A 23622-nucleotide genomic window follows, 5' to 3' on the forward strand; every position below is an offset into this window, starting at 1 on the left:
GGAAAACCAGCTGACCGCCGTTAACTGTCCCCACATCTGCCAGCCAGGTCCATGAGCAGTGGAACCCTTATTCCTGGCCCGTCCCCTTCCACAACCGCTTCCACCAGGAACGCTGGGGCTCCGGTTCGGCAGGAACTTCCACACTCCGCGCCGCACGCCGGCTGCGCCAGCGCTCCACTTCCTCCTCCACGTCACGGGTCTTGGTGACCACCGGCGGCCCGCCCTGCAGCTGGCGGCGGGCATCGATCACGCGCCGGTTGAAATCCTGAAGGAGGTCCCGGACCTGCTGCTCGGTGTACTGGGTATCCAGCTTGGCTTCGAGCTCAGCGTCCTCGGCGCGGAGCAGGATGGCAGCCGGGCCCAGGCCGCTGATATGTTCCCGCTGGATCAGCCCCTTGACCCACCAGTCGGGATCGTACGAGTCCCCCAGGCCGGGGATCGGTTTGCCCGCGTACTTGAGGTTGTCGAACTTGCCCTGTGCCATGGCGTCCCGGACCAGGTACTCGGCGCGGGCGGCATCACTGACTTTCCTCCGCTTCTCACGCTCCCTCTCGTCGAGGGCGTCCAGCGCGGCTTCCTCCTCGGCACTGATGCCGGCGCCGCGGTATGAACGGAGCTCCACTGCCCTCTCCAGGCGCTTCCGGAAATCCCCTGTCCCGCCGCTCATTGCTGCCACCGCCTTCCCTCGGCCTGAACCACCTTCCAGTATTTCAACGGGCGGCTTCCTTGTTCAACGGCAAAGGTGGGCGGACGACGGCGGGACGTCCCGCCGTCGTCCGCCCACCAGATGCTGTGGCGGGAGTTCGTCGTGGCAACCGTGCAGTCAGGCGTTGGCGTGCTCGGCGAGGATGCCGTCGATCTGGCCCACGGCTCCCTTCAGGCCCTCCTCCATGCCCATGGCCACCATCTGCTCCAACTGCTCCTCGGATTCAAAGGACGATTGGATGGTCATGCGGGTACGCTCCCCCAGCGGCTCCAACGTGACCGTGGCGTGGGTGACGCCCAGGTCGCCGGTGGGATTGCCGTCGTCGTCCGCGAACCCGTCGTCGAACTGCAGCGTCCGCGGGGCATCAATCGCTGTGAATTCCCACCAGCCGTGGGCCTTCTCCCCCTCCGGGCCGGTCATGTAGTAGTTGGCACGGCCGCCGGGGACGAATTCCAGTTTGTGGAATGTGGCCGGCCAAGTGGGTGGGCCCCACCAGCGCTCCAGCTGGCGGGGGTCCTCCCACAGCTGCCACACACGATCGACGCCGGCGTCGAACTCTGCGACCAGGGTGAGGGTCAGCGCCTCCGGGTTCTTGTCCATAGTGATGACGGCCATGGCAATGCCTTCCTAACCTTCAGCGAGAATGTCTGCCATCCTGGCGGCGCGCTGCCGCCAGATTTGTTCATATTCGTCGAGCAGCTGCCGGGCTTTCCGCAGTCCTTCATGATTGCCCCGCACGATCTGCTCCCTTCCGCGTTTTTCCTTGGTGACCAGGGATGCCCGCGCCAACACCGCCACATGCTTCTGGACGGCCGCAAAACTCATGGCATAAAGCGCTGCCAGGCCGGAAACGGAGTACTCGCCGACAGTCACCCGGCGGACGATGTCCCGCCTGGTGGAATCGGCGAACGCCTGGAAGAGGCGGTCCAGCTCAGTCTCAGTCAGCGTATCTACAACCATTTGGTTGTAGATTAGCCCTCAGTTGGACGTGCGTCAATGGTCCTGCCGTGGGCACCCCGGCCGTGCCGGTATCTTGAAGGCCATGAGCATCTTCCTCGCCGGGGCGGGCCCGGATCCGCTGGCATTCCAGGAGGTCTTCGACCGGTTCGCACTCGACGTCCGGGAACATGCCGGCCGCCGGACTCCCCGCATCGCCGTAGCCGTGCACCAACGCGGCGGCAACCTGCAGGAACTCGTGGCCGCCTGCGCCGAACCCCTCCAGGCCAGGATCGAGTGCGAAATTGCTGCCGTACCGCTTCCAGACGGCAAGCCTGCCGACCCCGGCGCTTTCGCGAAAGTCGATGCGGTGGTGGTGGGCGGCGGTCTCACACCGGCCTATTGGGAGGCCCTGCACCCCGCGGCCGCAACGATACGGCGCCTGGTTGCCGACGGCGCACCCTATCTGGGGTTTTCCGCCGGCGCCATGGTGGCACCCCGGCGGGCGTTGGTTGGCGGATACAAGGTCAACGGAGTGGAAGTTTGCGGCGAAGAGTGCTCGGAGGGCCTGGACTCAGTGGATTTCCGCGAGGGTCTGGGGCTGGCCGGGTTTTCCGTGGATGTCCATGCCGCCCAGGCCGGGACGCTGAGCCGTGCCGTGGGCGCCGTGGCAGCTGGCCTGGTGGAAAGGGCGGTGGCCATTGACGAGCAAACAGCCGTGGTTTTAGCGGCCTTGGGCGACGGGGACTACGACGTCATCGGCAGCGGCCACTGCTGGGACGTTCACCGAAGCGGAGGGACCGCCGTCGTATCCGTAAGATCTGCATACTGACCGGGCCGGGATCAGGTTGGCAACCTGCCGGCTACGAGTCGAAGTGCGTGCGGACGCTGGTGCCGGACAACTGCTCAATCAGTTCCTTGGCAACATCCCGGAGCTTACGGTTGCGGTTGCTTGAGACCTTGGTGAGGATCTCCATCGCCTCTTCCTGCGAGCATCGGTTCTGCGCCATGATCACGCCGCAGGCCAGATTGATGGCGGTCCTGCTCTCAAGGGCGGCTTCCAGGTCGTCGGCCCGGTTTTCGCTCGTGTTGATGCGCACGGAGAGCTGCATGGTGTTGTGGGCGGCACCAGCGAAACCAACTGCCTTATCGTATACATCAGCGGTGAACGCGTGGGGTTTGGCGGCGAAAAAGTTCAACGCCGCCCTTGCATCACCGGTTATCACCAACGGCACGCCAAGGCTGCTGCGCACGCTGTGTTCGGCCAGCTTCTTGTTGAAGTCCGGCCATCTCGGGTCTTCTGCGACGTCGTCAATCATGATCGGAGTCATCTCCCGGAGGGCACGGACGCAAGGCCCGTCGCCCAACAGCTGCTCTATGTGGTCGAGCTCCAGCGCACGGTCGCTGCTGCCGGCTGCAGTGGCAGGACGCCGCCGGACTTTGAGGGTGACAGCACACTCGATCGTGTCGTTCGCAGCTTCGGAGACCGCTGCGGCAGCCATGCCCGAGAGCCCGGACAGGAAATCCACAATGCCCTCCGCGCCCACCAGGATTTCCTGCAGCTGACGGACCGACTCGTTATCTGCTGATGTCGACATGCTGCAATCCTACTGTTGCAGCCAAGCGGCGCGTGGAGACGCCAAGTGGTTAACATATGCTGGAGAGATGCCCCAGCACCTGCCCATTGACGAGCTCAGCATTGTGATTGCTCGGATTCAGGGATTGTTGCTGACAGAGGAAAAGGTGGGCACCGCGGTCAGCCTCCTGGCGCGGGCCGCAAAGGAGTCAGTCCCGGGCACCATCGGTGCTGGCGTGTCCCTGCTTGACTCCCGGGGCCGGCGGACCAGCAGCGGCTACACCGACGGGGTGGTGGAACAGGCTGACGCCGAACAGTACCGCCATGGCGAAGGTCCCTGCCTGACAGCCTGGGCGGCAGAGATTCCCGTCCTGGTCCAGGACCTCCACGACGACATGCGGTGGCCGCTATGGCGGGACTCGGTGCGGGGACTACCCATCCGGTCAGTGGTGAGTGCACCGTTGATGGCCGGCAAGGAAGCGATCGGCGCCCTCAAACTGTATGCCGCCACACCGTCCGGCTACGACGAAACCAGCGTGCGGCTGATTCAACTGTTCGCCGGGCCGGCCGCGACCCTTCTGTCGCACGTCCAAGGAAGCGAAGCTCCGCGCAAAATGACGGAAGGGCTGCAGACTTCGCTCCACAGCAGGGATGTCATCAACCGCGCCTGCGGTGTGGTGATGGAACGCCTGGGCACGACGCACAAGGCAGCGCTGCAACAGCTGATGAACCAGGCGCGGAACGAGCGCACCACCCTGCTGAACATCAGCGAATCCATTCTGGCCGGGACGCCGGCGTCCGGGATTTAGGCAGCGCGGATGGGTTTCGATCCACACGAACCGGAACAAAGGCGCCGGCTCCGTGCAGCCCTCAGGGCAGCGGATATCTCCGTGTCGGAGCTGTGGTTGAAGTACTTTGGCATGTCCGGAGACGCAGGCGAATATGAGGTTGAGGCCTACCTGCAGGGCCTTCTCTCGCTGCCGCCGATCCAGCGCGACCTGCTGGCGCTTGCGGCGAACGAGTTGATTGACGAGCGGCCGCGGCCGCGTGCGCCCTACTCCAATGACTTCACATCCAGGCCGGAGGCCGCGGAAGAGGATGCGGATGGGGATGCGGAAGGGGATGACGACGGCGGCAGCGAACCAGGCGCCGCCGCGCCAGGCCCCTGAAGCAGCATCAGTGAGACGGGCATCAAACCCTGTTCGGAATCCCCTTTACAGGCGTAGTGTCGAATAAAGGATCACTGGCGCAACTAGGGATTGAGGCCTTATGGCCAACAACGATGCAGTCACCACCGCAGACCAGTATCAGGATTTATTGCTCAACACCCCGGAATTTTCGCAGTTCCTCCTGGGCCTTGCGACCATATCCGCGTCGCAGCTGGGGGGCGACGGGGCGCCGGTGGCATGTACGGTCACCGTGGAGCGCGACGGCGCCCTGTCCACGTTTGCCTACAGCAGCGAAGAGGGCCGCCGGCTGGACGAGACCCAGTACGCCTTTGGCATAGGCCCATGCCTCGCCGCGCTCAGGGAGCAGCGCAGCGTATTGATCGACGACCTGCAGCTTGACCAGAGGTGGGCACCGTACACCTATGCCGTTGCAAAGCTGGGTGTGCGCTCGGTTTTGGCGGTACCCATCCGCACGGAGCCCCTTTCCCAAGCGGCCCTCAATTGCTACGCGCATGCTGTCCATGCCTTCGACCCCGAGACCGTCAAGCTGGTGGAGGACCAGGCGGCGTCGATGTCCCGCATCCTTCGGCTCGCACTGCGGCTCCACGCCCCTGAGGTCTTTTCCGAGGACCTGCGGGCCGCACTGAAGTCGCGCGCGGTGGTTGACGCGGCCATTGCGCTGGTTATGCTCCAGGCCCGCGGCGGCCGGGACGGCGCACTGGACCTCCTCCAGGCCGCTGCCGCATCCGGCAACCGCCGGATCCAGGAGATTGCGCAGGAGATCGTGGCGAGGGGCAGCCTTAATGCCGATCCGGGTGGGGGTAAAAGATGAATGCCGAATGGACCGGGGGCCGGACCAGCTGATCGAAGCCGACGAGCAAAGGCGTGGAGCAGCACTGCGCTTCCGTAAACGCCGGAGTGGACGGTGCGCCCGCTCACAAGTGATGAGAATCACTCGCAATAATAGGGCATTTTGGTTGAGCAGGCACTTTCGTCATGGGCACTATGGAAGGGCACGGCCGGACACATCGGCCCTTGACATCCTGGTGACGCAATGAGGCCCACCGGTGAGCACCGGCCACCGATCCTCTGAGCGCGGACAGGCCAATTGACCGGACGCAGCGCCGGCTTGATACAGGAAAGTCTGAACAATGACGTTTAATACTGCCGAATCCGTGACCCTGAAGATCTGGGACCGTACCTCACTCCACGAGACCCTTGATTCCGCGGTCAGCGACCTGTCGTCGCGCCACAACACCACCACCTGCCGCATCGCTGTCACGTGCAGCGGGCCCAACACCTTCACCCTGAGTGTGCGCGGCGACGAGGCGGCACTGGCCCTTTAGGCACTCCCACCACCAGGGGGCGCGGACGACGCCGGGGAACCACCCGCCGTCGTCCGCGCCTTTTTTGCTGCCCCGCGGGGACGGGGGCCCTGACCGCACAACCTGGCGCAGCCCGCCGCCGCGGAACGGCGTAGCATTCGTGAGGTACGCGCAGCAGGACGGGGAGGAAACATGGATACCCAGCAAAAGCCCGGCCGGTTCAACCTCGGGTCCCTGGCAGTGCCGATCATCCAGGCACCGATGGCAGGCGGGCCCTCCACACCTCAGCTCGCGGCGGCTGCCACTGCCGCCGGCGGCCTCGGCTTCCTCGCGGCCGGATACAAGACCGCCGCGGCGATGCGCTCCGAGATTGAGACGGTGCGCTCACTCACCAGCCGGGCGTTCGGGGTCAACCTGTTCGTTCCCCAGCCGTCGGTCATCAGCCCGGCGTCCCTTCAGCAGTACGCGGCGTCCCTGGCCCCTGACGCCGAGCGCTTCGGTGTCAGCCTGGGCGAGCCACGGCATGACCATGACGACTGGGACAAAAAGCTCGAGGTCCTGCTGGAGCTCGCGCCGGCCGTTGTGTCCTTCACCTTCGACGTTCCCGCTACCGGGGTGGTCCAGGCCCTCCAAAAGCAGGGTGTGTATGTGGTCGCCACGGTGACGGACCGCGGCGAAGCGCTTCAGGCGCTTGAAGCAGGCGCCGACGCCCTGTGCGTCCAGGGCCCGGAAGCCGGCGGCCACCGCGGGACGTTCAAGGCGGATGTTCCGCCTCCCGAGGTGCCCCTGCATGGCATCCTCGAAGAGCTCTCCGACCTTGAGGTGCCGCTCATCGCGGCCGGCGGGATTGCCACGCCCGATGACACGCGGGCTGCCCTCGCCGTGGGTGCCGCGGCGGTCCAGGCCGGAACCGCCTTCCTCCGCGCGGATGAAGCGGGAACCAAGGCGGCGCACCGGGCCGCGTTGTCGTCATCGGAGCGGTTCACCACCACCGCCGTCACCCGCGCCTTCTCGGGCCGCAACGCCCGCGGCCTCTACAACGAATTCATGCGCCGCCACGACCCCGATGCCCCCTACGGCTACCCGGAGATCCACCACCTGACCACTCCCCTGCGGGCAGCGGCTGCAGCCGCCGGCGAGCCGGACTGGCTGAACCTGTGGGCCGGCATCAACTACCGGCATGCCGTGGACGGCCCCGCGGCGGCAATCCTCAAGAGTCTCGCCCCGTAGCGGGTTGATGCTTCTGCCACGGCTGCTGCTTCTGCCACGGACGACGGCGGGCCGGCCCCTTTCGGAGCCGGCCCGCCGCGCGGCGGTGGTGCTTTAGAGGGTGGCGGTGTCGATCACGAAGCGGTAGCGGACGTCCGAGGCAAGGACGCGCTCGTAGGCTTCGTTGATCTTCTCAGCCGGGATGACCTCGACCTCGGCGCCCAGGCCGTGCTCGGCGCAGAAGTTGAGCATCTCCTGGGTCTCGCGGATGCCGCCGATCATGGAACCGGCGAAGGAGCGGCGGCCGCCGATCAGTGCGAACGCATTGACGGGAAGCGGCTCGGCAGGAGCACCAACGTTGACCAGTGCGCCGTCAAGCTTCAGCAGGCCGAGGTAGGAGCTGATGTCGATTGAAGCGCTGACCGTGTTGATGATGAGGTCGAAGGAGCCGGCGAGCACCTCAAACGTGGCGGGATCGCTGGTGGCGTAGTAGCTGTCAGCGCCCAGGCGCAGGCCGTCTTCCTGCTTCTTCAGCGACTGGGACAGAACAGTCACGTCGGCGCCCATGGCGTGGGCGAGCTTGACGGCCATGTGGCCCAGGCCGCCGAGGCCGACGACGGCGACCTTCTTGCCGGGACCGGCGCCCCAGTGCCGCAGCGGGGAGTAGGTGGTGATGCCGGCGCACAGCAACGGTGCGGCCACATCGAGTTCGATGCCCTCGGGGATGGTCACCACGAAGTCCTCGGTCACCACAACGTGGGTGGAGTAGCCGCCCTGGGTGATGGTGCCGTCGCGGTCAACGGCGCCGTACGTGCCAACGTTGCCCTTGAGGCAGTACTGTTCCTCGCCCTTCTGGCAGTTGGCGCACTCCTTGCAGGAGTTGACCATGCAGCCAACACCAACACGGTCGCCAACGGCATGCTTGGTCACCGCGGAGCCCACCTCTGTAACGATGCCCGCGATTTCGTGGCCGGGAACCAGCGGGTACTGCTGCGGGCCCCAGTCGCCGCGGACAGTGTGGATGTCCGAGTGGCAGATGCCGGCGAACTTGATGTCGATCATGACGTCGTGGGGACCCACCTCGCGGCGCTCAATGGTGGTTGCCACCAGGTCCTCCGTGGCGGACGGGGATGCATAAGCCTTGACGGTAGTCATGGTTCTCCTGTGATCTGTTGGGGGATAACTGAAATGCTACCGGGGTTGTTCGGATCAAACCCCGGAAAAGGTGGGGCCAGCGTGGCCCTGTTGTACCTGGTCTTGGCAGTCCTACCCTCTGCAGCCTGGCCAAGCCGGGTGAAACGTCAGGGCCGGAGGAGCACCTTGATGGCGCGGCGTTCGTCCATGGCCTTGTACGCCTCTGCTGCCTGGTCCAAGGGGAGTTCGAGGTCGAACACCTTTCCGGGGTTGATGTCGCCACGGAGGATCAGGTCGATCAGCTCGGGAAGGTACTGCCGGACCGGAGCGGGACCGCCGTGCAGGTGGACGTGCGAGTAGAACAGGTCCCGGCCTGGCAGCGCCACGTCATGGGAGACACCGACGAAGCCCACATGGCCGCCGGCACGGGTGGCGTGGATTGCCTGCAGCATGGATTCCTGCGTGCCAACGGCCTCGATGACCGAGTGTGCGCCGAGCCCGCCCGTGAGTTCCTTGATCTTCTTCACGCCTGCGTCCCCGCGCTCCTCGACGATGTCGGTGGCGCCGAATTCGCGGGCCAGGGCCTGCCGGTCGGCGTGGCGGGACATGGCAATGATGCGTTCGGCGCCCATCTGCTGTGCGGCCAGGATCCCCAAAAGCCCCACGGCGCCGTCGCCCACCACCGCCACGGTTTTGCCTGGTCCCGCTTCGGCCGCCTTGGCGGCAAACCATCCCGTGCCCAGGACATCGGAGGCGGCAAGCAGCGACGGAACCATGCCGGCGTCGGGCATCTCCGGCGTGGCCACCAGGGTGCCGTCCGCCAGCGGGACGCGCAGGTACTCAGCCTGCGCACCGCCCACGCCCTGCCGGTGGACGCAGCCGCTTTGGTAGCCGGAGCGGCAGATCTCACAGGTGTTGTCCGAGGCGAAGAAGGAGCCAACCACGAATTGGCCGGGGCGGACATTCTTCACGTCGGCGCCCACTTCTTCGACGATTCCCACGTATTCGTGGCCCATCGGCATGGGTTTGGCCAGTTTGTCTGCGCCCCGGTAGGGCCAGAGGTCGGACCCGCAGACACAGGCGGCAACGAGTTTGATGACCGCGTCGCTGGGCTGCCTGATGGCGGGTTTGTCACGGTCCTCGACGCGCACGTCTCCGGGGGCGTGCATGATGGCTGCGCGCATGCTGGGTCCTCCAAGGGGTGGAAAGCTAAAAACGGACAATCCCATCAAACCCGGCCCGGTGAACGCTAGCGAGGGCCCTGCTGTAACTGGTTCTGGCAGAACCTCCTTAGGGCGATGCCGATGGTCGTAACGTGGTCCCCATGGATAACCGAGCCGAGGTCCGACAGTTCCTGTCCTCCCGCCGTGGGCGCATCACCCCTGAGCAGGCCGGCATTGAACCGTACGGCGGCCGGCGGCGCGTACCGGGGCTGCGCCGCGAGGAGGTGGCCCGGCTGGCGGGCGTCAGCGTGGACTATTACACCCGGCTGGAACGCGGGAACCTCAGCGGCGTTTCGGACAGTGTCCTGGATGCCATTGCCGGTGCCCTGGAACTGGACCGCGCGGAACACGACCACCTCTACGACCTGGCCCGGGCGGCCAACACGTCGGGCCGGAAGAGGGCTGCGGGCGCAGGCGGGTCCGCGCCCTCGAAAGTGCGGCCCGAGCTGCAGTACCTCCTGGACACCATCACCGGGGCACCTGCGTTCATCGGCAACAACCGGATGGACATCGTGGCCGCCAACACCCTGGGCTACGCCCTCTACTCGGACATGTACCGTGCCCCGTCACGGCCGGCCAACCACTCCCGGTTCATCTTCCTTGACCCCCGGGCCCACAACTTCTACACCGACTGGGACCGGGCCGCCAACACCAATGTGGCCATCCTCCGCCGCGAGGCGGGCCGCAACCCGCATGACAAGGGCATCGCCGAACTCATCGGTGAGCTGTCCATGCGGAGTGACGAGTTCCGCACGCTCTGGGCAGCGCACAACGTCCGCCGCCACTACGCGGGGACCAAGTTCTTCCAGCACCCCGTGGTGGGCCTCCTGGAACTGAACTACCAGGTCCTGGGCCTGGAAGAGGACCCCGGGCACACGCTCACCGTGTATCCCGCCACTCCCGGCAGCCCTTCCGAGGAGGCCCTCAAGCTCCTGGCCTCCTGGGCGGCCACCGAAAAGATCGCGGACATGGCCCAGGGCCAAGTCCGCGCCTAGGCCACAGGGCTTCACCGGCCGCCGGCCTTCGCCCGCGCCTTGCCGTCCAGTCACATTAACCTCCGTTGCGGTTCGTGGCTCCGCGTTGCCTGGCTTGTCCCCATTGGTCCGCGTTTGTCGGCCGGATGGCGCCATAAGTAGCGCCGTTTCGCAGCGTTTAGCCTCCATTGCGTGCTGCTGGCCAACGCCCTGCGGACCGTGCTTGAGTGTTTTCACGGCACCGGCCAGGCCGTAAGCACCAGCCCAAAGCGCGGGCACGCCGCCGCGCCGACGGCCCCACCCACCTCACACGTCCACCCGGGCACACACCCCGGGGGCCGTCGTCGTACCCGGAATCTTTCCCCGAAAGGAACACCATGTCCTTCCCAGCACCCCCGCCCCACTCCAGCCCCGGCTCCCCGGCATTCACCCGCCGCCGTGCGCTGGGCGCACTTCTGGCGATTCCCGCCGTCGGCCTGCTGTCCGCCTGCGGCGGGACCGCCACCGCAGGCGGCGCCCGCATCAGCCAGGGCGCCCTGGAACCGCTGGCTGCCTCGGTGCCTGCCGGGACCACCATCAAGGTGGGCGATCCCAGCATCAAAGTGGCGCTGGAACTGTCCGGCCTGATCAAGGACCTGGACGGCTTCACGGTGGAGTTCGCCAACATCTCCGGCGGCCCGCAGACCACCGAGGCGTTCCGGGCGAACGCCCTGGATGCGGGGTCCGTGGCGGACGTCCCGCCCATCCACGCCACCTGGACCGGCCTGGACGTCCGCATCATCGCCGCGGGCTACCGCCAGGATGCCGTGAACCATCCCATTTATGAGCTGGGCGTCGCCCCGGGAGCGGGCATCAGCCGCCTGGAAGACCTGCGCGGCAAGAAAGTGGCCTACAGCCCGGGCCAGGCGCAGGGTGCGCTGGTGCTGCGGATCCTGGACAAGGCCGGGCTCAGGCAGGAGGACGTCAAGCTGGTGGAGCTGCCCAGCACCGGGGACGCCTACGCCACGGCGCTGGCCAGCAAACAAGTGGACGCCGCTCCCCTGGGCGGGGTCCAGATCAAGCGCTACCTGGCCAAGTACAAGGCCGACGGCGCCACCACCATCCGCCACGGGCTTCGCGATGATCCCAGCCTCCTCTACTCCCCCGCCAAGGTCCTGGCCGATCCGGCCAAGGCCGCCGCCCTGGCCGCCTACGTGAAGGTCTGGGGCAAGGCGCAGCGCTGGATCGAAGACCACCCGGCGCAGTGGCTTGACGGCTACTACGTCAAGGACCAGGGCCTGTCCCGCGAGGACGGCCAATACCTGATCGATGCCACCGGCAAGCGCGACCTGCCCACCGCCTGGACCGAAGCGATCGCCAGGCACCAGGAAACCATCGACCTCCTGGCCCGCGAGCAGAAGAAGCCGCAGTTGACGGCGGCCGACCTGTACGACACCAGGTTTGAAGCCATCGCCGGCACGGCATTTGCGCCCGCCGGAAAGGCAGGTGCCGCATGAGCGCCGTACTGGACCGGCCCGTGGTGGCAGCCCACCAGGATCCGGCACCGGCAGGGCGGCCGGATGTGCGGCCCGCAGGGAAGGGGCTGGGGCCCGGACGACGCCGGCAGCTCGCCTGGGTGGGCCCGTCCGCCTTGCTGCTGCTGTGGACAGTCTCTTCCGCAACAGGGCTCCTGGACCCCAGGATCCTGTCCGAACCCTGGACCGTGGTGGCCACCGCCGGTGAGCTCATCGCGGACGGCCGGCTCCAGGAGAACCTGGCCATTTCCGCCCAGCGCGCCGGCCTGGGGCTCTTCTTCGGCATCCTGGTGGGCGCCGTCCTGGCGCTCCTGTCCGGGCTGAGCCGGGTGGGTGAGGCCCTCATCGACGGGCCCGTGCAGATCAAGCGCGCCATCCCCGGCCTGGCCCTGATCCCGCTGCTGATCCTGTGGTTCGGCATCGACGAGACCATGAAGGTCCTCACCATCACCCTGGGCGTCTTTGTCCCGGTGTACCTGCAGACGCATGCGGGCCTGCGCGGCATCGACCTGCGCTTCGTGGAGCTCGCACAGACCGTGGGGCTCAGCCGGGCCGGCTTCATCCGCAAGGTGGTCCTCCCCGGTGCCCTGCCCGGGTTCTTCCTGGGCCTGCGCTTCGCCGTGACCGGCGCCTGGGTGTCCCTGGTGGTGGTGGAGCAGATCAACGCCACCAGCGGCATCGGCTACATGATGGAGCTCGCCCGCACCTACGGCCAGACCAACATCATCGTCCTGGGCTTGGCCGTCTACGGCATCCTTGGCCTCCTCTCCGACGGCATTGTCCGCTTCATCGAACGAAAGGCCCTCTCATGGCAGCGCACCCTGGCGGGCTGACCGCCATCGGCCCCGCACGTCCCGTACGTTCCGCCGTTTCCGTCCGGGACCTGGTCCGGGGATTCGGCCCGAAGGGAGTCCTGAACGGCGTTGACCTGGACATCGCCCCCGGCGAGTTCGTGGCCCTGCTGGGACCCAGCGGCTGCGGCAAAAGCACCCTGCTGCGCGCCCTGGCCGGCCTGGACCACGACGTCCGGGGCAGCGGCGTGATCAGCGTCCCGGACCGCGTCTCCGTGGTTTTCCAGGACTCGCGGCTCCTGCCCTGGGACAGCGTGCTGGGCAATGTCACCCTGGGCGTCCGGGAGCACGACGCCGAAGCCCGCGCCCGCAAGGCCCTCGCCGAAGTGGGGCTCGCCGGACGTGAAAAAGCATGGCCGCACCAGCTGTCCGGCGGCGAACAGCAGCGCGTGGCGCTGGCCCGTTCACTGGTCCGCGAACCCCAGCTGCTGCTGGCCGACGAGCCGTTCGGCGCCCTGGATGCGCTGACCCGGATCAGGATGCACGGGCTGCTCCAGGACCTGGTGGCCGCGCACCGCCCAGCCGTCCTGCTGGTCACGCACGACGTGGACGAGGCCATCGCGCTTGCAGACCGGATCGTGGTCCTGGACCACGGCCGCATCGCCACCGTCCGCCCGGTAACGCCGGAGATCCGCTCCTCCGCCGATGCGGCCGGGCATGAAGCCCTCCGCCGCGGCCTCCTCACCGATCTTGGCGTCGTCGGCGCCACCCACTGAACCACCAGACCCGAAGGACTACCCATGACTTCCAATAACCCTCCCCGGCGCCGGCTCCACCTGAACGCGTTCCTGATGAGCACCGGCCACCACGAGGCCTCATGGCGGCTGCCGGAAAGCGATCCGCAGGCCAGCACGGATATTGGGCACTACAAGTTGCTCGCCCAGACTGCCGAGCGCGGCAAGCTGGACTCCATCTTCTTTGCCGACTCCCCCGTCCTGTTCGGCGAGGTGGGCCGCCGTCCTGCCGGCAAGCTCGAGCCCACGGTGCTGCTGACGGCGATCGCCGGCGCCACCGAACGGATCGGGCTGATCGCCACCGCGTCCACCACCTACAACGAGCCCTTCAACCTGGCCCGCCGCTTCGCGTCCGTGGACTGGGCCAGCGGCGGACGGGCAGGGTGGAACGTGGTGACCACGGCCGGCCCGGACGCCGCCCGCAACTTCGGCGTGGACGACCAGCCCGCCCACGCTGTCCGGTACGAGCGCGCCGCAGAGTTCATCGAGGTGGCGCAGAAGCTGTGGGACAGCTGGCAGGACGACGCCGTGCTGGCCGACAAGGCCGAAGGCGTGTGGGGTGACGCGGACAAGATCCGGGCCATCGACCACGAGGGCAGGCACTTCAAGGTCCGCGGTCCCCTGAACGTTCCCCGCTCACCGCAGGGGCACCCGCTGATCGTCCAGGCGGGCTCGTCCGAGGACGGCAAGGACCTCGCTGCCCGGTACGCGGATGCCGTCTTTACCGCCCACCAGACCCTTGCCGATGCGCAGGAGTTCTACCGCGACCTGAAGGCCCGCACCGCGGCCGCCGGCCGTGATCCGGAGGCCATCAAGATCCTGCCGGGCATCGTGCCGGTCATTGGTGCCACAGCGGAGGAAGCCCAGGAGCTGGAGCGCGAGCTGGACCGGCTGATCAAACCCGAATACGCCCGGATCCAGCTGGCCAAGACCCTGCGCGTGGACCCGGAGGACCTCCCGCTGGACCGGCAGCTGCCGGACAACCTGCCCAGCGAGGATGAGATCGAGGGCGCCAAGAGCCGCTACACCCTGATCGTCCAGCTGGCGCGCCGGGAGCAGCTCACCGTGCGGCAGCTGATCGGCCGCCTGGGCGGCGGCCGCGGGCACCGCACCTTCACCGGCACCCCGGTGCAGGTGGCGGACGCCATCCAGGAATGGTTCGACGGCGGAGCGGCGGACGGCTTCAACATCATGCCGCCGGTGCTCCCGTCCGGGCTGGAAACCTTCGTGGACCAGGTGGTGCCCATCCTGCAGGAGCGCGGCCTGTTCCGCACCGAATACACAGGCCGGACCCTGCGGGAGCACTACGGCCTGCCACGGCCGGCCAACCGGTACGCGGGGGCGTCCGCCGCCGGCCTTGCCTCGATTGGATCCGCGTTCTGACTGCCGGGATCCATGAGACGGTGCCCCAGGCCGTGTGATACGAGGGCCCGGGAGGGGTAGTCCCTAGACTGGCAGTGAACATTAAGGCCAGGACTGGACGAAGGAGCAGGACATGAGCGGTGTAATCGTTGTAGGTGTGGACGCCAGCCCGTCCGCACGGAAGGCTGCGGAAGTGGCGCTGGGGCTGGCGGAGTCGCTGGGAGCGACACTCCATGTGGTGACCGCCTTTGAAATGGAGAACGCCGAAACCTTCGGGGTGGGCTCGGACAAGGTGCGCATCTCCAACGCGGACAGCTCGGAGATGGTGGCAAAGTCGCTCGGCGCCTCGCGGCCGGGAGTGGAGATTACCCACTTCGCTGCCCGCGGCAAGCCGGCCGATTCCCTCATCAAAGAAGCCATCCGCCTGGATGCCCGGCTGATCGTGGTGGGCAACCGCAGGATGCGCGGCATCGGCCGGCTCCTGGGCAGCGTCGCCAACAGTGTGGCGCACAATGCCCCCTGCGATGTCTACATCGCGAACACGTACGAGGACTGACCTGCCCCACACACAAGGAGGGCGGACGACGGCGGGAACTCCCGGCGTCGTCCGCCCTCCTTCTGCGCAACGGTGAGTTACGCCCCGTACTCCTCATCGGTCACGTGGCGGAGCCAGGTGACAACCTGTCCGTTCCCGTCGGCTTCCTGCATGGCGAGGTGTGCCATGAACCGCTCAGGGGTGGCCCCGTGCCAGTGCTCCTCGCCGGGTTCGATGTAGACCACATCGCCGGGGCGGATTTCCTGGACCTCGCCGCCGCGGCGGGCCACCAGGCCGATGCCGTCCGTCACGTAAAGGGTCTGGCCCATGGGGTGGTGGTGCCAGGCGGTCCGGGCGCCGGGCGCGAACCGGACGTGCGCGCAGCCAATGGCTGACTGTTCATCCGGATTCCGGATCCCGTCGATCTGGACCGTACCCGTGAACCATTCCTTGGGCCCGGCCGCCGTCTGGCCGCCGCTCTGGGTGTACTTCATGTTCTCCTCCTGGTGGTTCGGGTAGATGGGAAGGTGTGCGTTGGTCATGCTGTCTGCCCGGGGCCGGCAGGCGTGGCCCGGGACGTCACGAAGGCCAGGACGGACGCCGCCGCAAGGACCGCTGCGGCCACCAGGAAGGTGACGCGGTAGCCGGCCCAGTCGAACAGCACTCCGCCCAGCGTGGATCCGATGGCGATTGATGTTTGGATGACGGCCACCATCAGGCCGCCGCCCGCCTCCGCGTTGTGGGGCATCGCCTTCGCAATCCAGCTCCACCAGCCCACCGGCGCGGACGTGGACATCAGGCCCCACAGGCCCAGGAGAACCACGACGGCGGCGATCCACCCGCCGGAGGGAACGAGCGCTGCGGCAAGGACCGCCATGAGCGCCGGAATAAAGACCAGCGTCCGGTACAGTCCGGTGCCGAGAAACCGGCCGATCAGCAGGGTGCCTGCAAATCCCGCCGCACCGATGACCAGCAACACCAGGGACACCATGCCCGCATCGACGCGGGTCACCGTTTCCAGGAACGGGCGGACGTAGGTGAACAGGACGAACTGCCCCATGAAGAAGGCGCCGCAGGCGGCCATGCCCCAGGCAATCGGCCGGCTCTTGAACGCGGCGAAGATCCCGAAGATGTTTCCCGCTGCACGCGCGTGCCTTTGGACGTTCATGGACGGCAGGCTGATCCACTGCCAGAGAAGCGCGAGCACGGCCACCGGCACCAGGCAGAAGAACGCCCCGCGCCAGCCGATGACGGAGCCAAGGTAGCTTCCCAGCGGTGCAGCCAGCACGGTTGCGAGGGCGTTGCCGCCGTTGAAGATGGCCAGGGCCCGCGCCACCTGGTGGGCCGGCACCAGCCGCATGGCGGTGGCTGCCGACATGGACCAGAACCCCCCGATCACCACGCCGATGAGGGCGCGGCCGATCATGAAGAGCAGGTACCCCGGGGCCGTGGCCACCAGCGCCGCGGAGGCGGCCATCAGCGCCGTCAGGCCCAGCAGCAGGGTCTTGCGGTTCATGCCGCCGGCCAGAGTGGACACGGACAGGCTGGTCAGGACGGCCAGCACGCCGGAGACCGCGATGCCCTGTCCCACCATGCCCTCGGAAACCTGCAGTTCCGAGGCCATCGGCGTGAGCAGGCTGACCGGCATGAACTCGGAGGCGATCAGCGCGAAGACGCACAGCGACATCGCGAAGACGCCTCCCCAGTGGGCCTGCTGGTGCCCGGGGATGCCTGGTCGCTGCTGCCCGCTGGTGTTGATGACGGTTGTTTCGGAGGCCATAGCCTCCATCAAAGCGCGCTTCCGAAGCCCTAGCGAGGGCCCTGCTGAAACGGGTCTTGGCAGACCCCCCTTACCGCAGCACAGCTGACGACGGGGCCTCCCGCCGCCCTCCCGTGGCCGCCACCGGGGGCTGCGGCTTGTACACCCAGGCCACCAGCACCACAGAGATGATCATTAGCAGGAACCAAGCCACGAGTTTTTCAAGGCCCACCGGGTGCCAGCCGTCCACCTGGCTGGGGTAGAGCCAGGCGCCGGACCAGGTGGCGATGTTCTCGGCGAGCCAGATGAACAGCGCCACCAGCAGGAAAGAGACCGGCAGCGGCATGTGGAACTCCCGGCGGAACACGCGGAAGTGCATGACGCACCGGCCGTAGATGAGCACGACGGCGGCGAGCAGCACCCAGCGCAGGTCCCAGATGTAGTGGTGGGTGAAGAAGTTGGCGTAGATCGCGGCGGCGAGGACGGCGGTGATCCAGCGCCGGGGGTAGGCGGCGAACTTCAGGTCGAACAGCCGGTAGACGCGCACCATGTACGAGCCCACGGCGGCATACATGAACCCGCTGAAGAGCGGCACGGCCCCGATGCGCAGGAAGCCTTGGGCATCGTAGGACCACGAACCCACGTCCGTCTTGAACAGTTCCATGACGGTCCCCACCAGATGGAACAGGACGATGACCCGCAGTTCCCGCAGGGTTTCCAGCTTGAACGCCACCATCAGGATTTGGATGACGACGGCGGCGATCGTCAGGAAGTCGTTGCGCGCCAGGCCGGCAGTGTCCGGATACCAGATCCTGGCGGCCATGAGCACTGCCAGGAGCGCCGCGCCGAAGATGCAGGCCCAGCCCTGCTTGAGGCCAAAGACCACGAACTCAGTGAGTCTTGTTTTGCCGCCGCCGGCCGGAGCAGTTGCCAGGAACCTCCTGGCCCGTTCGTCGATCCGCTGCTCCACCGGTGGTGAACCGCGTCTGGGGCTAGGCACTGATCCCCTGGCGCTGGCTTGGCCGGGTGTTCCTCTTCAGGTCCCTGTCGAGTTCGCGCAGGCAGTAGTTCTTGAACCAGTACCTGATGCCCCGCGGCAGCCGCGGGTAGGCAACGGCCAGGATGCGAAAGGTGCGGTTGAAGCGCCGTTCGTGCCGGTCGCTCCAGCCGAGGCCGAAGTCTTTCCGCAACTGGTGGGGAAGGAGTCCGGCGGTGAGGAACCTGGCAGGGGGGATGATGGCCCGGTACCACAGGGCTGTGTGCTTGGGAAACAGCAGGCCGCGTCCAACGCGGACCCCGGGGGCCTCCGCGTGCAGGGTGGAGACGTGTTCGGCCCAGTAGCGGCCGAACTCCGTCCTGTCCTTGGGCCACATGCCCGGCGGAAGCTGCAGCGCGGTGCCGATCCGCGCGTAGTCCAGGTACATGGCGTCGGCAGCTGCATCGTCCAGCGGGCCGTAGATCTTCTCGATGATGGTCAGAGCGGTGTCGTAGAGTGTGGCTACCACCCAGAGCTGCAGTTCCGGATCATAGGCGTTGTACCCGGCGGACGTTTTGTCCGCAGTGCCGTGCACCGGAACATGAGCCCGGTTAACCCTGCGGCGGACCTCGTTAACCTGGGCGTCGTTTCCATAGACGACCGCGTAGACATACGTCAGTGTGCCTTTGAGCCTGTTGACGGGGCGCTCAGTGAACGTGCTGTGTTCCGCCACGCCCCGGCCAATGGCCGGATTGGCAAGCTGCAGCAGTATGGCCCGCCCTGCCCCAGCAAGCAGGATGCCTTCCGCCCGGTAGTCGGAAAATTCCTGCACCATGTCAACAGGGTACCGTCACGGCAGGACGGCAGGACCGGTCCTTTGGCCCGTTGACAAGGGGCCAGGCCCACGTATCGTCCGGTCAGCGGTTTACCGGCCGCAGCGAGGTGATCATTCTCTTGATGTCCGCGTACTCGGCCGTGTCCCGGTATTTCCGCGCCAGCTCAAGGTACGGCAGTGACTGGTCGCCGGGTGTCGCGTTGATTTCCGGGTCGTAGGAGGCGCCGAACATGGCAGCGTTGGGCGGCCACCGGAAAAACTGGAAGATGGGGCAGGCGTCGGGACCACTCGGCGGAGGGCCGGACGTAATGCCGTAGCCGGCCGCCGGGGTGCGGTACATGCCCGGCGCCGCGGCGTTTGCGCGGGTCTCGAACACGAACTGCGGCACCACTCCGCCCTGGACCAGTACCGGGATGTCCGCGCTGTCCAGGACTTCATACGGGTACCTCTCGGTACACGTGGAGCCGGTGGCCATGTTGGTCCGCAGCGTGGCCATCACCTTTCCGGCCTGGTTCCGCACCTCCGCAAAGGCCCCTCCGCCCTCCGCCAACTCCCCTGCCGGATCCTTGACGCTCCAGGCGGCAGGTAAGTCGAACGCCATGGCGCCATCCGCCGTCGTGAACGTGGTCCAGGCAGCCGCGGCAGAACCGGCCGCAGAAGTGCCGGGCGCGGCTGTTGGTGTGGAAGGGACGCTCGACGGCGTCGGCCCGGCGGCCGTACCGGTGGCCGTTGCTGACGTGGCGGCAGAGCCCGCCGTGGATGGCGAGGGCTGTGGACTTCCCGGCTGCGGTGAGCAGCCGGCCAGGAACAGCATTGCCAGGGCCGCTGCCGAAAACGCCGTGATGAGCCTGCGCACCACACCCTCCTTTGGGCCTGCCGATGACCCTTCAAGTGTGGCGCGCCGGCCCCGGGCGGGGGAGGGCCGGAGGACCTGCTTCTCCCCTCTCCCGCCGCGGACGCCTTACCGCTCTACCAGCGACACATCCCGTACTGCGCCCTTGTCCGCGGACAGGGCCATGGCGGCGTAGGCGCGCAGTGCAGCGGAGACCTGGCGGTCCCGGTCCTTGGGCTTGTAGCCGCCGTTGACCTCCAGCTTCTCGCGGCGTTCGGCCAGGATCTCGTCCGAGACCTCAAGCTGCATGGAACGCTGCGAGATGTTGATGCTGATGATGTCACCGTCCTCCACCAGGGCGATGGCGCCGCCGGAGGCAGCCTCCGGCGAGATGTGCCCGATCGACAGGCCGGACGTGCCGCCGGAGAAACGGCCATCAGTGATGAGGGCGCACTTCTTGCCCAGGCCGCGGCCCTTGAGGAACGACGTCGGGTAGAGCATTTCCTGCATGCCGGGACCGCCGCGGGGGCCTTCGTAACGGATGACCACCACGTCGCCTTCCTTGACGGTCTTGTTCAGGATCTTCTCCACGGCTTCATCCTGGGACTCGCACACCACGGCCGGGCCCGAGAAGGTCCAGATGGACTCGTCCACGCCGGCGGTCTTCACCACGGCGCCGTCCACTGCGACGTTGCCACGGAGCACGGCCAGGCCGCCGTCCTTGGAGTAGGCGTGCTCCACCGAGCGGATGCAGCCTTCTGCGGCGTCGGTGTCCAGGGAGGTCCACTCGTTCGACTGGGAGAACGCGGTGGAGGAACGGACGCCGCCGGGAGCGGCGTGCCACAGGGCCTTTGCTTCCTCGGTGGCTTTGCCGCCCCGGATGTCCCAGTCATCCAGCCAGCCGTCCAGGTTATCGGAGTGCACGGAGTGGACGTCCTTGTGCAGGAGGCCGCCTCGGTTCAGCTCGCCCAGCAGGGCGGGGATGCCGCCGGCGCGGTGCACGTCCTCCATGTAGTAGGTCTTGTCCTTGGCCACGTTCGGAGCCACCTTGGCCAGGCAGGGCACCTGGCGGGACTTGGCATCCATCTCGGCCAGGCCGTAGTCCACGCCGGCCTCCTGGGCGGCGGCCAGCAGGTGCAGGATGGTGTTGGTGGAGCCGCCCATGGAGATGTCCAGGGCCATGGCGTTATCGAAGGCCTTCGCGGTGGCGATGGAGCGCGGCAGCACGGAGTCGTCGTCGCCGTCGTAGTAGCGCTTCACCAGCTCGACGACGGTGGCACCGGCCTTCTCGTACAGGGCCTTGCGTGCGGTATGGGTGGCGAGCACGGACCCGTTGCCCGGCAGGGACAGGCCGATGGCCTCGGTGAGGCAGTTCATTGAGTTGGCGGTGAACATGCCGGAGCAGGAGCCGCAGGTGGGGCAGGCGTTCTCTTCGATGAGGTTGATGTCGGCATCGGAGATGGACTCGTCCACGGCATCGGCAATCGCGTTCACCAGGTCCAGGGAGCGGACGGAGCCGTCGGACAGGGTCACGCGCCCTGCTTCCATGGGGCCGCCGGAGACGAAGACCACGGGGATGTTCAGGCGCAGCGCGGCCATGAGCATGCCGGGGGTGATCTTGTCGCAGTTGGAGATGCATACCAGGGCGTCGGCGCAGTGTGCGTTGACCATGTACTCCACGGAGTCGGCGATCAGGTCGCGGGACGGCAGCGAGTAGAGCATGCCGCTGTGGCCCATGGCGATGCCGTCGTCCACGGCGATGGTGTTGAACTCGCGCGGCACGGCGCCGGCGGCGAGGATCGCGTCGGAGACGATCCGGCCCACGGGGGCGAGGTGGGTGTGGCCGGGGACGAACTCGGTGAAGGAGTTGGCCACGGCGATGATCGGCTTTCCGATGTCCGAGTTGGCGACGCCGGAAGCGCGCAGCAGTGCGCGGGCGCCGGCCATGTTGCGGCCATGGGTGACTGTTTTAGAGCGAAGTGCAGGCATGCCTACCATCCTGCGGGCTCATGGGCCGGGGTGGAAGACGCTCTTGATACTAGTAGTAGGAGTACCAGAGTAATAGTATTTCCGGGTGAGTGATCCCGGACGGCGCAAGGAACTTGGCCTCTTCCTGCGCGCCCGCCGCGACCAGGCGCTGCGGGCCGACTATGGCCTGCCGCCGATCGGCCGCTCGCGCGACCGGGGATTGCGCCGCGAGGAGGTGGCTTTCCTCTCCGGTGTCAGCGTCACCTGGTACACCTGGCTGGAGCAGGGCAGGGACATCAGCCCCTCCCGCCAGGTCCTGGAGGCCGTCAGCCGTGCGCTGCATCTTTCCACCACCGGCCTTGGCTATGTCCTGTCCCTGGGCGGGTATGCGTCCGCGGCGCCCTCGGGCCCCGCCGCCGATACTGCTCCGCCCCACATCCAGCGGCTGCTGGATGCACTTGATCCCAATCCGTCCTTTGCCCTGTTCCCGGACTGGGGCGTAGCCGGCTGGAACAAGGCCTATGCCGCGCTGTACCCCAACATCGCCACCGTGCCCCCGGCGGACCGGAACCTGCTGTGGCTGGTGTTCACCGACCCCTACGTCCGGGACCTGCTCCCGGACTGGGACACCACCAGCAAGCGTTTCCTTGCCGAATTCCGCGCCGAAACCGGACAGCGGCTGGGTGATCCGGACATCCAGTACCAGGTGGAACGGCTCAAGGAGGCAAGCCCCGAGTTCCGCCAGGGCTGGGACCTGTACGACATCCTGGGCTTCGAATCCCGCGAGCGGCTCTTCCACCACCCCGCCGTCGGAGTCCTCCAGCTGGAACACCACCAGGTGTCGCCTTCGGACCGGCCGGACCTGCACATCGTTGTCTACACGCCCGCCCCGGGCAGCGGCGCCGCAGCCCAGATGCAGTCCCTGATGACCACGGCTGACCAGTCGTAAACAACCGAAAGCGGCCGGCGGCGGGAACTCCCGCCGTCGGCCGCTTTCCTCGCCCGGGACGCTTGCCCCGGGCGCTACCCCAGGACGCTAGGCCAGCACCCCCTGCCGCACCAAGGCGGGCTGGAACTGTGCACCCGCGCCCGGGAATACCGGCACGTCGATCCGAGCGTGGGTGTGGACCTCCGTCACGGTTTCCTTGGTGTGCCGGGCAATCTGTTCCAGGGTGGTTACCCACATGCCGTCCATCGCCTTAACCCGCTCGATCAGCTGCTCCAGCGCCACCGCCTTGGACGGCCGGCCGGAGATGAACGGGTGGTTGGTCAGCACGAAACAGCTGCCCTGGGAGTGGTGGGCCTCGGCTTCAAGGGTCCACATCTCCAGGACCTTGGCCGGGCTCTCGATCACCCCGCTGCCCGTCACGCCGGGATAGAAAGCGTACTGCTCCCAGTCGTCAAGGGTCCAGTCCACCGGAATCTCCACAATGTCCCGGGGATCATCGGCGGCGACGGCGAAGCGGTAGGGGGCGTCGCCGTCGAGCAGGCTGGAATCGTAGAGGAAGCCGCGGTCGGCCAGCAGGCCCGGCGAGTGCCAGTTCAGCTCCCACCACGGTGCCCGGTAGCCCACCGGCCGGACTCCGGCCACCGTGGCCAGGGCCTCAAGGCCCCGGTCGATGTAGCTTGCCTCGGTGGCGGCGTCGATGCCCTGCATGGGTTCGTGCAGGTAGCCGTGGTGCGCCACTTCATGACCACTGTCCACGATCTGCCGCACCACGTCCGGGTAGGACTCGGCGGTGAAGCCCGGGATGAAGAAGGTGGCCTGGATGTCCTGGCGCGCCAGGATGGCCAGGAGCCGCGGCACCGCGATTTTGGGGCCGTAGGACTGGTGGCTCATCAGGGACATGCGCCGGGTGCTGGTGGGGTTGTGGGCGATGGTGCAGGACTCTGCGTCCACGTCGAAGGTGAAGGATGCGGCGGCCTTGGCACCGTCGGGCCAGATGATGGGGTGCAGCGGGTCTGCGATGGCGGGCTGGTTCATGGGAAATCCTTTCGGCGGAC

General features: G+C 67.2%; 26 protein-coding genes. 13 read left to right on the plus strand and 13 right to left on the minus strand.

Annotated elements, in window-relative coordinates; all coding sequences use genetic code 11:
- Positions 1 to 67: 67 nt before the first annotated feature.
- The 3 genes from LDO86_RS17115 to LDO86_RS17125 form a co-directional block, all read right to left on the minus strand.
- Positions 68 to 667, minus strand: coding sequence for a DUF1992 domain-containing protein (locus LDO86_RS17115; RefSeq protein WP_018770602.1), 600 nt, complete (start codon positions 665 to 667; stop codon positions 68 to 70).
- Between the two features lie 156 nt (positions 668 to 823).
- Complete coding sequence (locus LDO86_RS17120) at positions 824 to 1321, minus strand: SRPBCC domain-containing protein (RefSeq protein ID WP_018770603.1); 498 nt, start codon at positions 1319 to 1321, stop codon at positions 824 to 826.
- Positions 1322 to 1333: 12 nt separating this feature from the next.
- Positions 1334 to 1666 carry a metalloregulator ArsR/SmtB family transcription factor gene (locus tag LDO86_RS17125; RefSeq protein ID WP_018770604.1) on the minus strand — a complete coding sequence of 111 codons (333 nt, stop codon included), beginning with the start codon at positions 1664 to 1666 and terminating at the stop codon, positions 1334 to 1336.
- 82 nt (positions 1667 to 1748) lie between these two features.
- Here LDO86_RS17125 and LDO86_RS17130 point away from each other — a divergent pair, with 82 nt between their 5' ends.
- A complete protein-coding gene (locus tag LDO86_RS17130) occupies positions 1749 to 2474 on the plus strand; it encodes a Type 1 glutamine amidotransferase-like domain-containing protein (protein WP_018770605.1) in 726 nt (241 codons plus the stop codon).
- 31 nt (positions 2475 to 2505) lie between these two features.
- On the opposite strand, the gene LDO86_RS17135 is transcribed toward LDO86_RS17130, so the two are convergent.
- Positions 2506 to 3240, minus strand: coding sequence for a GAF and ANTAR domain-containing protein (locus LDO86_RS17135; RefSeq protein WP_018770606.1), 735 nt, complete (start codon positions 3238 to 3240; stop codon positions 2506 to 2508).
- A 67-nt stretch (positions 3241 to 3307) separates the two neighbouring features.
- Here LDO86_RS17135 and LDO86_RS17140 point away from each other — a divergent pair, with 67 nt between their 5' ends.
- The 5 genes from LDO86_RS17140 to LDO86_RS17160 all read left to right on the plus strand — a co-directional run bounded on the left by LDO86_RS17140 (position 3308) and on the right by LDO86_RS17160 (position 6942).
- Positions 3308 to 4027, plus strand: a complete 720-nt coding sequence (locus tag LDO86_RS17140) for a GAF and ANTAR domain-containing protein (RefSeq protein ID WP_018770607.1) — start codon at positions 3308 to 3310, stop codon at positions 4025 to 4027.
- A gap of 9 nt (positions 4028 to 4036) precedes the next feature.
- Positions 4037 to 4387 (plus strand): hypothetical protein, encoded by a 351-nt coding sequence (locus LDO86_RS17145; protein ID WP_018770608.1) that lies wholly within the window; start codon positions 4037 to 4039, stop codon positions 4385 to 4387.
- Between the two features lie 100 nt (positions 4388 to 4487).
- Entirely contained in the window at positions 4488 to 5219 is a 732-nt protein-coding gene (locus LDO86_RS17150) for a GAF and ANTAR domain-containing protein (protein ID WP_018770609.1), read from the plus strand.
- A gap of 319 nt (positions 5220 to 5538) precedes the next feature.
- Positions 5539 to 5733 (plus strand): hypothetical protein, encoded by a 195-nt coding sequence (locus LDO86_RS17155; RefSeq protein ID WP_018770610.1) that lies wholly within the window; start codon positions 5539 to 5541, stop codon positions 5731 to 5733.
- A gap of 171 nt (positions 5734 to 5904) precedes the next feature.
- Complete coding sequence (locus tag LDO86_RS17160) at positions 5905 to 6942, plus strand: nitronate monooxygenase (RefSeq protein WP_018770611.1); 1038 nt, start codon at positions 5905 to 5907, stop codon at positions 6940 to 6942.
- A 93-nt stretch (positions 6943 to 7035) separates the two neighbouring features.
- Here LDO86_RS17160 and LDO86_RS17165 read toward each other — a convergent pair whose 3' ends face one another.
- Together LDO86_RS17165 and LDO86_RS17170 are read right to left on the minus strand one after the other, a co-directional pair.
- Positions 7036 to 8076 (minus strand): NAD(P)-dependent alcohol dehydrogenase, encoded by a 1041-nt coding sequence (locus tag LDO86_RS17165; RefSeq protein ID WP_018770612.1) that lies wholly within the window; start codon positions 8074 to 8076, stop codon positions 7036 to 7038.
- A gap of 146 nt (positions 8077 to 8222) precedes the next feature.
- Complete coding sequence (locus tag LDO86_RS17170; RefSeq protein WP_018770613.1) at positions 8223 to 9239, minus strand: zinc-dependent alcohol dehydrogenase family protein; 1017 nt, start codon at positions 9237 to 9239, stop codon at positions 8223 to 8225.
- A 140-nt stretch (positions 9240 to 9379) separates the two neighbouring features.
- Between LDO86_RS17170 and LDO86_RS17175 the strand changes: the two genes are divergently transcribed.
- From LDO86_RS17175 to LDO86_RS17200, 6 genes are all read left to right on the plus strand, one after another.
- A complete protein-coding gene (locus LDO86_RS17175) occupies positions 9380 to 10273 on the plus strand; it encodes a helix-turn-helix transcriptional regulator (RefSeq protein ID WP_026265975.1) in 894 nt (297 codons plus the stop codon).
- A gap of 356 nt (positions 10274 to 10629) precedes the next feature.
- Positions 10630 to 11748, plus strand: a complete 1119-nt coding sequence (locus tag LDO86_RS17180) for an ABC transporter substrate-binding protein (RefSeq protein ID WP_018770615.1) — start codon at positions 10630 to 10632, stop codon at positions 11746 to 11748.
- The gene (locus LDO86_RS17185; RefSeq protein ID WP_018770616.1) at positions 11745 to 12599 is read left to right on the plus strand and encodes an ABC transporter permease; all 855 of its coding nucleotides are present in this window, start codon (positions 11745 to 11747) and stop codon (positions 12597 to 12599) included. The genes LDO86_RS17180 and LDO86_RS17185 overlap by 4 nt, the downstream gene beginning before the upstream one ends.
- On the plus strand, positions 12575 to 13333 hold the full coding sequence (locus tag LDO86_RS17190) for an ABC transporter ATP-binding protein (RefSeq protein WP_018770617.1): 759 nt from the start codon (positions 12575 to 12577) through the stop codon (positions 13331 to 13333). Before LDO86_RS17185 ends, LDO86_RS17190 begins: the two co-directional genes overlap by 25 nt.
- 24 nt (positions 13334 to 13357) lie before the next feature.
- Positions 13358 to 14734: an LLM class flavin-dependent oxidoreductase gene (locus LDO86_RS17195; protein WP_018770618.1), complete on the plus strand. Its 1377-nt coding sequence runs from the start codon at positions 13358 to 13360 to the stop codon at positions 14732 to 14734.
- Between the two features lie 112 nt (positions 14735 to 14846).
- Positions 14847 to 15269 (plus strand): universal stress protein, encoded by a 423-nt coding sequence (locus LDO86_RS17200; RefSeq protein WP_018770619.1) that lies wholly within the window; start codon positions 14847 to 14849, stop codon positions 15267 to 15269.
- A gap of 77 nt (positions 15270 to 15346) precedes the next feature.
- Here the strand turns inward: LDO86_RS17200 and LDO86_RS17205 are convergent, their stop codons facing one another.
- The 6 genes from LDO86_RS17205 to ilvD all read right to left on the minus strand — a co-directional run bounded on the left by LDO86_RS17205 (position 15347) and on the right by ilvD (position 21639).
- Positions 15347 to 15742 carry a cupin domain-containing protein gene (locus tag LDO86_RS17205; RefSeq protein WP_026265976.1) on the minus strand — a complete coding sequence of 132 codons (396 nt, stop codon included), beginning with the start codon at positions 15740 to 15742 and terminating at the stop codon, positions 15347 to 15349.
- A 44-nt stretch (positions 15743 to 15786) separates the two neighbouring features.
- A complete protein-coding gene (locus tag LDO86_RS17210) occupies positions 15787 to 17028 on the minus strand; it encodes an MFS transporter (protein ID WP_018770621.1) in 1242 nt (413 codons plus the stop codon).
- A 70-nt stretch (positions 17029 to 17098) separates the two neighbouring features.
- Positions 17099 to 18007, minus strand: coding sequence for a DUF817 domain-containing protein (locus tag LDO86_RS17215; RefSeq protein ID WP_134165480.1), 909 nt, complete (start codon positions 18005 to 18007; stop codon positions 17099 to 17101).
- The gene (locus LDO86_RS17220; RefSeq protein ID WP_018770623.1) at positions 18000 to 18818 is read right to left on the minus strand and encodes an oxygenase MpaB family protein; all 819 of its coding nucleotides are present in this window, start codon (positions 18816 to 18818) and stop codon (positions 18000 to 18002) included. Before LDO86_RS17220 ends, LDO86_RS17215 begins: the two co-directional genes overlap by 8 nt.
- A gap of 82 nt (positions 18819 to 18900) precedes the next feature.
- Positions 18901 to 19674 (minus strand): hypothetical protein, encoded by a 774-nt coding sequence (locus tag LDO86_RS17225; RefSeq protein ID WP_018770624.1) that lies wholly within the window; start codon positions 19672 to 19674, stop codon positions 18901 to 18903.
- Positions 19675 to 19779: 105 nt separating this feature from the next.
- The gene (ilvD, locus tag LDO86_RS17230; protein WP_026265977.1) at positions 19780 to 21639 is read right to left on the minus strand and encodes a dihydroxy-acid dehydratase; all 1860 of its coding nucleotides are present in this window, start codon (positions 21637 to 21639) and stop codon (positions 19780 to 19782) included.
- 85 nt (positions 21640 to 21724) lie between these two features.
- On the opposite strand from ilvD, the gene LDO86_RS17235 reads away from it, so the two are divergent.
- Positions 21725 to 22567, plus strand: coding sequence for a helix-turn-helix transcriptional regulator (locus tag LDO86_RS17235; protein WP_018770626.1), 843 nt, complete (start codon positions 21725 to 21727; stop codon positions 22565 to 22567).
- Between the two features lie 87 nt (positions 22568 to 22654).
- Here LDO86_RS17235 and LDO86_RS17240 read toward each other — a convergent pair whose 3' ends face one another.
- A complete protein-coding gene (locus tag LDO86_RS17240; protein WP_018770627.1) occupies positions 22655 to 23602 on the minus strand; it encodes a polysaccharide deacetylase in 948 nt (315 codons plus the stop codon).
- Between the last annotated feature and the right edge of the window lie 20 nt (positions 23603 to 23622).

Source organism: Arthrobacter sp. StoSoilB19 (assembly GCF_019977275.1).
Taxonomy (GTDB): Bacteria; Actinomycetota; Actinomycetes; order Actinomycetales; family Micrococcaceae; genus Arthrobacter.